This window comes from Adhaeribacter terreus (genome assembly GCF_042657365.1).
GTDB lineage: Bacteria > Bacteroidota > Bacteroidia > Cytophagales > Hymenobacteraceae > Adhaeribacter_A > Adhaeribacter_A terreus.
Map to the genome: position 1 here is coordinate 25,831 of NZ_JBHSKT010000005.1, position 11,673 is coordinate 37,503.

The following is an 11,673-nucleotide window of genomic DNA, read 5'->3' on the forward strand; positions in this document are numbered from 1 at the left end:
AACACGAAAAACTATGTGCGGAATTGTAGCATATATCGGTCACCGCGAAGCGTGTCCGATCATTTTAAAAGGACTTAAAAGATTAGAGTACCGTGGCTACGACAGCGCCGGTATCGCGTTGCTGAACGGCGACCTGAAAGTTTATAAAAAGAAAGGCAAAGTTAGCGACCTCGAAAATTTCATTGGCGACCAGGCAACCCATTCACATGTTGGCATGGGCCATACGCGTTGGGCAACCCACGGCGAACCAAACGACTCGAACGCGCACCCGCATTATTCAACTTCCAAGCGCATTGCCATTATTCATAACGGCATTATAGAGAATTACGCCGCTCTAAAAACAGTTTTACTGAGCCGCGGCTACGAATTCCACAGCGATACCGATTCTGAAGTTTTCATCAACCTGATCGAAGACATTCATACGAATAATAACTGCTCGCTGGAAGAAGCTGTTCGCCTGGCGTTACACGAAGTAGTAGGTGCTTATGCAATTGTGGTGCTTTCAGAAGATGACCCGAATCAGTTGATTGCAGCCCGTAAAGGCAGCCCAATGGTAATTGGCGTTGGCGAGAACGAATTTTTCCTGGCTTCCGATGCTACTCCGATCATTGAGTACACGAACGAAGTGATCTATGTAAACGATTACGAGATCGTGGTTATTAAGGACGGTAAACTCGATATTCAGACGAAAGAAGCCGTTCGCACCACACCTTACATCCAGAAACTGGAGCTGAAACTCGATGCCATTGAAAAAGGTGGTTATGAGCACTTCATGCTGAAAGAAATTTTTGAGCAGCCACGTTCTATCATGGATAGCATGCGCGGCCGTTTAATTGCCGACCAGAATCACTTGATGATGGGCGGGATTCGGGAGTATGCTAACAAATTTGTAGCAGCCGATCGTATTCTGATCGTAGCTTGTGGTACTTCGTGGCACGCTGGTCTGGTAGCTGAATATTTATTTGAAGAATTTGCACGCATACCGGTAGAAGTAGAATATGCTTCAGAATTCCGTTACCGGAACCCGGTTATCCGCGAAACCGATATCGTAATTGCTATCTCTCAATCAGGCGAAACGGCAGATACTTTGGCAGCAATTGAACTGGCTAAATCGAAAGGCGCTACTATTTTCGGGGTTTGCAACGTGGTAGGTTCTTCTATTGCGCGAGCTTCTGATGCCGGTGCTTACACGCACGCTGGTCCGGAAATTGGCGTGGCTTCTACCAAAGCTTTCACGGCGCAGGTTACCGTTCTTACCTTAATGGCTTTGATGGTTGCTGAAAAACGCGGCACCATTGAAAACAGCAAACTGCGCCAGTTAATGGTGGAAATGGAAAACATTCCGGCTAAAGTGGAGCAGGCGCTGAAATTAGATGCCCAGATCCAGCACATTGCCGATGTTTTCAAAGATGTGCCAAACTTCCTGTATTTAGGCCGCGGTTACAACTTCCCGGTTGCTTTGGAAGGCGCGCTTAAACTGAAAGAAATTTCGTACATCCACGCAGAAGGTTACCCGGCAGCAGAAATGAAGCACGGCCCAATTGCGCTGATCGATGAAAACATGCCAGTGGTGGTTATTGCTACCAAAGACAGCTCTTACGAGAAAATTGTATCGAACATTCAGGAAGTAAAAGCCCGTAAAGGCCGGATCATTGCTATTGTAACCGAAGGTGACGACGTAATTCCGGAAATGGCTGAATTCGTAATTGAAGTACCAGCCGCAGACGAAGCCCTGGTTCCATTGGTATCGGTTATTCCATTGCAGTTACTTTCTTACCACATTGCTGTAATGCGCGGTTGCAACGTAGATCAGCCGCGTAACCTGGCAAAATCGGTAACAGTAGAATAAAAACGATATCGTTTCAAGCATAAAAAGTAAAGGCCTCCGAAGCAATTCGAAGGCCTTTTTTCTTTTCAGAGGAATTTGAATTCGTATTAGAATGAAAAACGCTAGGGTTTGAAGCGGAAAAAATCAACAAATATGTCGCAAGTTTAGGCCTAGCGTAACTTGTAACTTTATACACATAGCAAGTTTGCAACTTGCAGAAGGTTTGCAACATTCCTATTGCGACTTTTATTAGGTTATTTCCTACCGTTTTTATAGCAGGCATTTAGGTTGCCTTGTAGGCAAGGTAAGTTACAAACTGACTGGATTCTTACCCACAAGTTACGGCTACGCCTAAACTTGCGGGATGGTTTTGGGACTCTCTCCTATTCAGAATAACTAAAAAACGATATGCTTTTCAGGTCAAAAACTACGCAAACGTTTCGTTTTTCAGGTACATGGTTTTGAGCAGCGGGCAGATCTTGTAGCGTTCGTCTATGGTGTCTTCGTAGATGGCTTGCAGGGTTTCGTACACGTTTTGAGTACCGATCTTGGCAGCCCACTCAAACGGGCCGTGCGGATAGTTGGTGCCGAGTTTCATGCCTAAGTCAATGTCTCGAACGGTGGCCGTGCCTTCCTGTAAAGTATAGCAGGCTTCGTTAATGATCATGCAAACGATGCGCGGCGTTACCAAACCAACCCGGTCTTCTACAACTAGATATTCGGTGCCGAGGGCTTTGCAGACTTCTTCCAGTTTGGTTACGGCATGAGCGTGCAACAACGAAACTTCCAGGTATTGGCGGTTGATCATGGTTGGCAAGCCGTTGAAACCAACTAAGTTACAAGCTACATTTTCGACAGTTGAGGCGAGTTCGGCGAGTTGCTTTTTAACGGCGTGGCAGAATACAGTCAGGCGACTTTTATGGGCGTAATGGGCCAAGCGCAGCGGTTCATCCTGCAGCAAAAAATCGAAAACGACTTCGGTTTGCGGCAGATGCTTTTCCAGTTCGTCGTAATTCTGAATGAAAACGTATTGATTTTCGGAAGTGAATTTTTGTTTGAATTCGGCGGCAATTTCCGGCGTGCTTAAAACGAGTACCTGCATATTTCTGCTTATATTTGGCCGTAAAGATAGCTTAAATGTGGAAATTTGGAGATTTGAAAATTTGAAAATTATCTTCCATTCACATCAAAACTGAAATTTAAGTCCTGAAATTCAACGCTAAAAACATATAATTTATGGCCAATATCATTGTAAATTCGCCTAATGCACCGGCTCCGATCGGGCCTTACAGCCACGCCGTAATGGCCGGCAACACGCTTTATATTTCCGGACAAATTGCGCTCGATGCCGAAACCGGCAACCTGATAAATGAAAGCATTGAAGCCGAAACGCACCAGGTAATGAAAAACATGCAGGCCATTTTAGCTACTGCCGAAATGGGTTTTGCCGATGTAGCCAAATGCACCATTTTCGTGAAAGACATGAACAATTTCGCCCGTATCAACGAAATTTACGGTAGCTATTTTTCCTTCAACCCGCCCGCCCGCGAAACCGTGGAAGTAAGCCGCTTACCAAAAGATGTGAATGTGGAAATTTCAGCTATTGCGGTGAAGTAAGACGTAAGTATCAAGATTTTAACCTCACAGGTTTCGGAAACCTGTGAGGTTTTTTATGGACTTTTTGCGCTGAAAACCCTATCATTTTTCATTGCAGGTCGAACGAATAAAAACCCGTTTGCGGACTTTTAGATGGAAAAACGATAGCGTTTACGGGTGAAAAGGTGTTTGCTACTAATCGACGTTGTGGTGGCGGTAACCTTCTTCTTCCAGATCGTATTTGCCTTTATCGGTGTTCAGGGCGGTGTGGCCGGCTTCTACTTCGGTGCGGCGCACGTGCACGGCGTAACGGCGCGGATAAATATTGGCGCCGTATTTCCGGGAATAAACCAGCGTGAAAACCGCCCCGAAAAACAGGATCTGCGACGAATAAAAAACCCATACCAGCAAAATAGCAATAACCCCGGCCGCGCCGTAAACCGAAGCAATGTTGCTGTTGGTAACGTAAGCGGCAATCACAATTTTACCGATGGTGAATAGCGCAGCCGTAACGCCGGCGCCAACCCGCACATCGCGCCAGTGAATGTGGGCATCGGGTAAGAATTTATAAACTGCCGCAAATAAAAACGCAATTACCAGCGTAGAAACTACCAGATTTATGACGCTCGCTAAAAAAATATCATGTGCCGAACCATCGGCGAAGATCTGATTTCCGAGCCACGACAATGCGCCTTGCACCAGCACGGTAGTAAGCAAAAGCGGCGCAATACCCAAAATCATGGCAAACGAACGAAGGCGGTCGCGGAGCAGTTTTAGGTATTCGTTTTTAGGTTTCGGCTTTACGCCCCAGATAAAATTCAGCGAATCCTGCAGCGAAATAAATGCCCCGGTAGCCGCGATCAGCAAAGCGCCCACGCCAATAATAGTGGCAAGCGTAAGGCCTTGGTTCTGGCTAATGTTCTCTACCATTTTCTGCACCTCCAACGCCCCGTCGGCGCCTATGTATTCGCGCATGAAAACGTAAATTTCGCCTTCCACAGCTTTTTTGCCATAAAAAAGACTGGCCGAATTCAGAATAATAATGATCATGGGGGGCAAAGCAAAAACGGCATAGTAAGCCAGGGCAGCGCCCATCTGAAACGGGTTCACATCCATAAATTCCAGCCACGATTCGCGAAACAGGCACCAGATCTTATGCAGTATTTTCTTAAACATCAATTTTATAAACGAACTTCCATCGGTTTTTCAGACCGGTAAAGCTGCCGGATCAGGAAAGCCTTTGGTAAAACGAGAGCTTCAGGCAAAAGTTAGCTTTCGGGAGCGGTAGTTTTTTGATTTAAAACCCTACCGTTTTGTTCAATTGCTGCAATTAAAAATGCCATTGGCCGCAGATTTTCGTAACTTGCGGCGTTTTTCAAATCCGTATTTATAAGAGCATATTTCATGGAAAGAGAAGTTAGAGTTCGCTTTGCTCCCAGCCCCACCGGGCCTTTACATATTGGCGGCGTACGCACCGCTTTATATAATTATTTATTCGCGAAGAAAATGGGCGGCAAAATGCTGCTGCGCATTGAAGATACTGATCAGAACCGCTTTATTCCGGGCGCCGAAAACTACATTTTTGAAGCCTTGGAATGGTGCGGCATTAAGCTGGACGAAAGCCCGATAGTAGGTGGTCCGCATGCGCCTTACCGCCAGAGCGAACGCAAACCGATGTACATGGATTACGCCATGAAACTGGTAAACGAAGGCAATGCCTATTATGCGTTCGATACGGCCGAAGAACTGGATGCCATGCGCGAGCGCCTGAAAGCTGCCAAAGTAGCCACGCCGCAGTACAACAGCATTACCCGCAACACCATGAAAAACTCGCTGACGCTTCCGGAAGACGAAGTAAAGCGCCGTTTGGAAAGTGGTGAACCCTACGTAATTCGTTTGAAAGTGCCGCGCAAAGAAGAGATTCGTTTGAAAGACATGATCCGTGGTTGGGTGATGGTACATTCTTCGGCGATCGACGATAAGGTGCTAATGAAATCTGACGGCATGCCGACTTACCATTTAGCGAACATCGTGGACGACCATTTAATGGAAATTACGCACGTAATTCGCGGCGAAGAATGGTTGCCAAGCGCGCCGCTGCACGTATTGCTTTACAAATATTTAGGCTGGGAAAGCACCATGCCGGAATTTGCCCACTTGCCACTTTTACTGAAACCCGACGGCAACGGCAAACTCAGCAAACGCGACGGCGATAAGTTAGGCTTCCCAGTTTTCCCGCTGAACTGGGTTGATCCTTTTACCAGCGAAAAATCGAGCGGCTACCGCGAAAACGGTTATTTGCCGGAAGCATTTGTAAACTTCCTGGCTTTCTTAGGCTGGAACCCGGGCACGCAGCAGGAAATTTTCTCGATGGACGAACTGATCGACGCGTTCTCAATTGAGCGCATCGGTAAATCCGGCACCCGTTTCGACCAGAACAAAGTGAAGTGGTTCAACGAGCAATACCTGCGCGCCAAACCCGACGAAGAACTGGCCGTGTATTTACTTGATGCCCTGAAGGAACACAATATTGATTGTTCGCCGGAGAAAGCTGCGAAGATTGCTTCGGTAATGAAAGAGCGCGTAACGTTCCCGCAGGATTTCTGGCGCGAAGCCCAATACATGTTCATTGCCCCGGAAACCTATAACGAACAAGTGGCAGCCAAGAAATGGAATGCCCAGGCCGTAAACATCTTCGAACAGTTCAAAAATGAGCTGCCAACTATTGAAGTTTTCATTGCCGCCGAAGTTAAAAACCTGCTCAACAGCATTCTGGAACGCAACGGCGTGAAATTAGGTGCCGTTATGCAAGCGCTTCGATTAGCCGTAACCGGCGTAGAAGCCGGCCCGGATCTGATGGACATCATCGAGATCATCGGCAAAGAAGAAACCGTGAAACGCTTAGGAACTGCTATTGAAAAACTGCAGCCGTTTGTTTTGAAAACGGTATAGTTTCAGGCTAAAAAAGTAACCTCAAGCCCTCTCCTGATTCAGGGGAGGGCTTTTTTTTTGATCAGGATTTTCGGAAAAATTGTCTGAACACGATTTTCAGGATTTTTAGGATGGACAGAATTTTAAGATTTCCCTGTTTCATAATCTCCATTCTCTCAGAGAGCTTTTCTGCTCTGAAAATCAACCACCCCCAACCCCTCCTGTCCAGGCGGGGAGCTTGCTTTCTGCTTTATTCAATCCTTTCACTCGAACGCGCAGCGGAGTGCGATTAACAAAAGCGAAGAATTACCAGTCAAATCTTCGCTACCAGCGAAAGATTTGGCCGTTTGCAAGAGCACTACCATTTACTATCCAGGCACTGTTCAGCTCACTACGAAGAAGATATCTACCACGGTGGTTATTTGTCAAGCGCACTGTTTGAGCGGTCAGCGAGTTTGCGCTTGACTTAACTTTTTTGGTTCTTTTTGTGTCAAGACAAAAAGAACACTAAAGTTTACTATGAAACAGAAAACCTATCTTATAAAAGGCAAAAAGCTAACTATGAAAAAACGATATGCTTTCAGGCAGAAAAAGTCAGTAGCTTATATTCTACCAACTTGATGAGATCTCTCCTGACGTCGAGATGACCAAATAATTTAGAATCATAAAAAAACAAACATTTCGCTTCAAAAACACTTTTAATAACATTAATCTGAAAAAATTGTAATTTTACCTTTCAGAAAAGCAATTTATGTCTGCCAGCACTGCCACGTTAAGCCCGGAAGAAGTTTGTCGCCAGCTCGCAGCCGGCGACCAGGCTACGCTGCAGGCGCTCATAAGAACGTATTACTCCGATCTTTACAAATTCACCTGGAAATTTGTGCGCAGCCAGGAAATTGCCGAAGAACTCACGCAGGACATTTTCATTTACCTCTGGGAAAACCGCGAATCGCTGACCATTAATTCGGCGGTGAAACCGTATCTGTACACCATGGCGCGCAACCGGGCTTTCAATTACCTGAAAAGCCGCGTGGCGCGCATGAGCGTGGTTTCGGATGAAGTGCCGGAAACCTATGCCGCCAATGCGCAGACACCGGAAGAGGAAATGAACCAGCAGGAGCTGGAAAAACTGGTGGCCGAAGGCATTGAACAATTGCCGGAAAAATGCCGCATCGTGTTCACGTTGAGCCGCCACGAAGGCATGTCGTACCAGCAAATTGCCGACGAATTACAGATTTCAGTAAAGACCGTGGAAGCGCACATGGGCACGGCGCTGAAAAAACTGCGCACTTTTTTAAGAAGCTGCTGGAGCGAAGCATTGGTTTTGCTAATTTTAATCCTGAGTCGCTAACCAAAACGATATGCTTTTCAGCCAAAAAACTATAGAAATTAAACGAAGCACTAAGGGTAGCGCCGCTGTGAATTGTCTTACCAAAAACGGGAATAAATTTTAGAACCATGCTGCCACCAACCGTTGACTGGGAAGTACTTACCCGCTATTTAGCCGGAGAAACCACCGAAGAAGAAAACCGCGAGGTGGAACTTTGGGAGGCTTCGAGCGCAGCAAACCGCCGGCAGCTAGGCCAGCTGCGCAAGATCTGGCAGGCCTCCGGCTCACAAACCGAAGCGCCGGAAACCAACGTAGATCTGGCTTTGCAGGAAATCACGCGCAAACTCAACTTCCAGCCAACCGAATATACTTTACCGAAAATCGAAGCCAAAACCGATTATAGCTGGGTATGGAAAGTGGCGGCTGTTTTAGTGCTTTCGCTGGGCGTAGTTTTCGCAATTTTCCGGAATAAAACGGCCGTGCAGGATCTGGGCGTAGCGTATGTGAAATACGAAACCAAAACCGGCCAACGCAGCAAAATTACGTTGCCCGATAATTCTACGGTGTGGCTGAACGGCGGAAGCTCGCTGCGTTACCCAAAAACCTTTGCCGCCAATTCCCGCGAAGTACAATTAGCCGGCGAAGCTTTTTTCGATGTAGCCAAAGACCCGAGCAAACCTTTCCGGATCAGCGCCGCCGAAACCGTAACCGAAGTAAAAGGCACGAGTTTTAACGTAGAAGCGTACGCGGAACAAAAAGCTGTAATTGTTTCGGTGGTAACCGGGAAAGTGGAATTGCGCGAAGAATCTAAACCCGAAAACCGTGTATTGCTCACGCCCAACCAAACCGGAAAATTCAACGCCGAAACGCATAACGTAATTGCTGAACCAACTTCCGACCTGAATTTCCTAGCTTGGCAAACCCGCATTTTACGCTTCCATAACACCGATCTGAAAACTGTAGCCCACGATCTGGAAAAAGTGTACGGCAAGAAATTCCGCTTCCGCAACGAAAAACTGGAGGCTTGTCACTTTACCGGAACATTTGAAAAGCAGACGTTAACGGAAATTCAGGAAGTGCTGCACTTAACTTTGAACCTGACTTTTGAGGAAGAAAACGGTACCGTTTGGATTGATGGCCCGGGCTGCTAAAGAATGTAAGGGTTTTTATAGTCCCCCTTTGGAGGGGGCAAGGGGAGGACTTCACGCATTTCAGAAAATCAGATAATGTAAAATCCTCCCCCTACCCCCTCCAAAGGGGGACTTTTCTCGGCTTGCTAAAACCTGCTGACAAACCACTGATTTTCATTATTTTTGCGCATTGTTAAAAGCGTAACCAACGGGTTTTAGTGCGGCAAATTCTTCTCTGTTTTTTACTTTTTCTGTGCTTTTCGCTACCGTTTTCCGGAAGTGCGCAAATTGCTGCTTCTCATGGCGAACAAACCGTAAAAATTCCGGCTAAAACGTACACCGTAGAAGAAATTCTGAAGGAACTTGAAGCGCAAACCAAAATCCCGTTTTCGTATAGCAACGAGGCGCTGCCGCTGCAGAAAAAAATTACCCTTACCGGCCGCGAGCAGACTTTAGAGGCCGTTTTGCATACCGTTTTCAAAGGCACTTCCATTGCCTGGCTTTACCGTTCAGACCAAATTCTGCTTTTCGATAAAAAACCTGCTGCCCAAAACGATACTAAAACCGGCGCAAAAAGTGGCAAATTTACCATCAGCGGTTACGTGCGCGAAGCCGGCAGCAGCGAGCCGCTTATTGGCGTTACGGTTTATGCGCCGCAATTCAAAGCCGGCATCAGCAGCAATAATTACGGGTTTTATTCGCTTACGTTGCCTGCAGATTCGGTTGTATTGCAATTCTCATATGTGGGTTATAAATCCCAAATTCAGAAAATAAACCTGAATGAAGACCAGACTTTGCACGCATTTCTACAACCGGAAGCGGCTTTGCAGGAAGTGGAAATTGTGGCTGAAAAAGAAATTCGCAGCACGCAAACTACCCAGACGAGCCAGGTAAATATTCCGGTGGAAATGGTGAAAGATATGCCGGCGCTTTTCGGGGAAAAGGACGTGATAAAAACGGTGCAGATGATGCCCGGCGTGCAAAAAGGAGGCGAAGCCAGCACCGGACTTTACGTGCGCGGCGGCGGACCCGATCAGAATTTAATTGTGCTCGACGATGCCACGGTTTACAATGCCAATCATGCACTTGGTTACTTGTCTTTATTCAACGGCGACGCGTTGAAAAGCATTGACCTGACGAAGGGCGGTTTTCCGGCGCGTTATGGCGGCCGGCTTTCTTCGGTGCTGGAAATGAACATGAAAGAAGGCAACCGCGAGGAATTTGCGGGCGAAGCAGGCATTGGCCTGATCTCTTCGAGGATGGTGGTGGAAGGTCCGTTGAAAAAAGACAAGGCTTCGTTTTTAATTTCGGCGCGGCGCACGTACTGGGATCTGTTGCTGAATTCGTTTTTGCAGGAAGGAACCGGTTTCGGGTACTTTTTTTACGATGCGAACGCCAAAATAAACTACGATCTGGGACCGAAAGACAAGCTTTACCTGAGCGGTTATTTCGGGCGCGATAAATTTTACGTGCATTTAAAAGACTCCGAAAACAAAGACCAGTTCAATACGGCCTGGGGCAACGGCACGGCCACCTTGCGCTGGAATCACCTGCTCTCCGACCGGCTTTTTGCCAATACCTCGTTCATTTTCAGCCAGTATCGCTTCGGAATAGATTATGATTTTGCTACGCCAGATGTACAAACGAACTTTCAGTACATTTCCGGCATCCGCGACCTGAGTTTAAAAACCGATCTTGATTATTACCTTTCCACGTCGCATTTTCTGAAGATCGGTTTTATTTCCACGCACCATTATTTTACGCCGAATTCCGTGCGCGCTTCCGATTCTAACACCAACCTGAATTTTGAAAAACACGAAAATATTTCGAACCTGGAAAGCGCGGTTTACCTGGAAGATCATTTTACGGTTACGCCTAAAATATTGCTGAATTCAGGTTTGCGGCTGAGCCATTTCTTTTCGGAAGGCAAGCATTATTTCAACCCGGAACCGCGTTTCAGCGCTGCGTATCGTTTCACGCCGAATGCTACTTTAAAAACTTCGTACGCGGCCATGAACCAGTACGTGCATTTGCTGAGCAGCATCGGCACGGGCCAGAGCATTGACCTTTGGTTGCCGGCCACGAATAAAGTGAAACCGCAAGCTTCGCACCAGGTGGCTTTGGGCGTGGCGCAGGATCTTTTTAAACGGAAAATTCTGCTGGAAGTGGAAGGCTATTACAAAAAAATGGACCGCATTATTACCTACCGCGACGGCGCCAGTTTCTTTACCCTCAACGACCCGACCGCCAAAGAAGGCATGGACTGGGAAAGCAACGTAGTTTCGGGGCAGGGCTGGAGTTATGGGCTGGAATTTCTGCTGCAAAAGAAAACCGGAAACCTGACCGGCTGGCTCGGTTACACGCTTTCGCGCACGCAGCACCAGTTCGATTCCATAAACGGCGGCCGGAAGTTCGATGCGCGCTACGACCGCCGCCACGATGTTTCGGTAATTCTGGCTTACGACGTTTCGGAGAAAATAAAGCTTTCGGCCAACTGGATCTACGGTACCGGGAATGCCATTACGCTGCCTTTAGCCGAATATTCGGTACCGTACCACAACCCCGATTCCGAAGCGATCACGCCGGAAGAATTACTGGGCGGCAACACGATAATTGGTGAATACGGCGAACGCAATAATTACCGCATGCCGGCTTACCACCGTTTGGATGTGGGCATTCAGTTCCGGAAAGAATTAAGCTGGGCCGAACGCACCTGGGATCTGAGCGTTTACAACTTGTATAACCGCAAAAACCCGTTTTTCTACACCTTAGCTACCAAAAACGGGAAACGCGAATTGCGGCAGACTGCCATTTTTGGTTTCATTCCGTCGTTCAGTTACAATCTTAAATTTTAGGAA

8 protein-coding genes are annotated in these 11,673 nt (G+C 47.1%); 6 read left to right on the forward strand and 2 right to left on the reverse strand.

The features are described 5' to 3' along the window. Nucleotides 1–13 precede the first annotated feature (13 nt). Nucleotides 14–1,849 carry a glutamine--fructose-6-phosphate transaminase (isomerizing) gene (glmS, locus tag ACFPIB_RS09630; RefSeq protein WP_378017240.1) on the forward strand — a complete coding sequence of 612 codons (1,836 nt, stop codon included), beginning with the start codon at nucleotides 14–16 and terminating at the stop codon, nucleotides 1,847–1,849. A 406-nt stretch (nucleotides 1,850–2,255) separates the two neighbouring features. Here glmS and ACFPIB_RS09635 read toward each other — a convergent pair whose 3' ends face one another. Beyond that, entirely contained in the window at nucleotides 2,256–2,930 is a 675-nt protein-coding gene (locus ACFPIB_RS09635) for a 3-hydroxyacyl-CoA dehydrogenase family protein (protein WP_378017241.1), read from the reverse strand. 134 nt (nucleotides 2,931–3,064) lie between these two features. On the opposite strand from ACFPIB_RS09635, the gene ACFPIB_RS09640 reads away from it, so the two are divergent. Continuing rightward, nucleotides 3,065–3,445 carry a RidA family protein gene (locus tag ACFPIB_RS09640; RefSeq protein ID WP_378017242.1) on the forward strand — a complete coding sequence of 127 codons (381 nt, stop codon included), beginning with the start codon at nucleotides 3,065–3,067 and terminating at the stop codon, nucleotides 3,443–3,445. A gap of 174 nt (nucleotides 3,446–3,619) precedes the next feature. Here the strand turns inward: ACFPIB_RS09640 and ACFPIB_RS09645 are convergent, their stop codons facing one another. Beyond that, nucleotides 3,620–4,600 (reverse strand): YihY/virulence factor BrkB family protein, encoded by a 981-nt coding sequence (locus ACFPIB_RS09645; protein ID WP_378017243.1) that lies wholly within the window; start codon nucleotides 4,598–4,600, stop codon nucleotides 3,620–3,622. Between the two features lie 228 nt (nucleotides 4,601–4,828). Between ACFPIB_RS09645 and gltX the strand changes: the two genes are divergently transcribed. The 4 genes from gltX (at nucleotide 4,829) to ACFPIB_RS09665 (ending at nucleotide 11,670) form a co-directional block, all read left to right on the forward strand. Then, nucleotides 4,829–6,376 (forward strand): glutamate--tRNA ligase, encoded by a 1,548-nt coding sequence (gltX, locus tag ACFPIB_RS09650; protein WP_378017244.1) that lies wholly within the window; start codon nucleotides 4,829–4,831, stop codon nucleotides 6,374–6,376. A 730-nt stretch (nucleotides 6,377–7,106) separates the two neighbouring features. Then, nucleotides 7,107–7,706 carry an RNA polymerase sigma-70 factor gene (locus ACFPIB_RS09655; protein WP_378017245.1) on the forward strand — a complete coding sequence of 200 codons (600 nt, stop codon included), beginning with the start codon at nucleotides 7,107–7,109 and terminating at the stop codon, nucleotides 7,704–7,706. 107 nt (nucleotides 7,707–7,813) lie between these two features. Further along, nucleotides 7,814–8,836 (forward strand): FecR family protein, encoded by a 1,023-nt coding sequence (locus ACFPIB_RS09660; RefSeq protein WP_378017246.1) that lies wholly within the window; start codon nucleotides 7,814–7,816, stop codon nucleotides 8,834–8,836. A 197-nt stretch (nucleotides 8,837–9,033) separates the two neighbouring features. Then, nucleotides 9,034–11,670 carry a carboxypeptidase-like regulatory domain-containing protein gene (locus ACFPIB_RS09665; RefSeq protein ID WP_378017247.1) on the forward strand — a complete coding sequence of 879 codons (2,637 nt, stop codon included), beginning with the start codon at nucleotides 9,034–9,036 and terminating at the stop codon, nucleotides 11,668–11,670. Nucleotides 11,671–11,673: the final 3 nt, after the last annotated feature.

Coding starts and splice junctions, on each gene's coding strand:
- glmS (WP_378017240.1), top strand. CDS start 14: ATGTGCGGAATTGTAGCATATATCGGTCACCGCGAAGCGTGTCCGATC.
- ACFPIB_RS09635 (WP_378017241.1), bottom strand. CDS start 2,930: ATGCAGGTACTCGTTTTAAGCACGCCGGAAATTGCCGCCGAATTCAAA.
- ACFPIB_RS09640 (WP_378017242.1), top strand. CDS start 3,065: ATGGCCAATATCATTGTAAATTCGCCTAATGCACCGGCTCCGATCGGG.
- ACFPIB_RS09645 (WP_378017243.1), bottom strand. CDS start 4,600: ATGTTTAAGAAAATACTGCATAAGATCTGGTGCCTGTTTCGCGAATCG.
- gltX (WP_378017244.1), top strand. CDS start 4,829: ATGGAAAGAGAAGTTAGAGTTCGCTTTGCTCCCAGCCCCACCGGGCCT.
- ACFPIB_RS09655 (WP_378017245.1), top strand. CDS start 7,107: ATGTCTGCCAGCACTGCCACGTTAAGCCCGGAAGAAGTTTGTCGCCAG.
- ACFPIB_RS09660 (WP_378017246.1), top strand. CDS start 7,814: ATGCTGCCACCAACCGTTGACTGGGAAGTACTTACCCGCTATTTAGCC.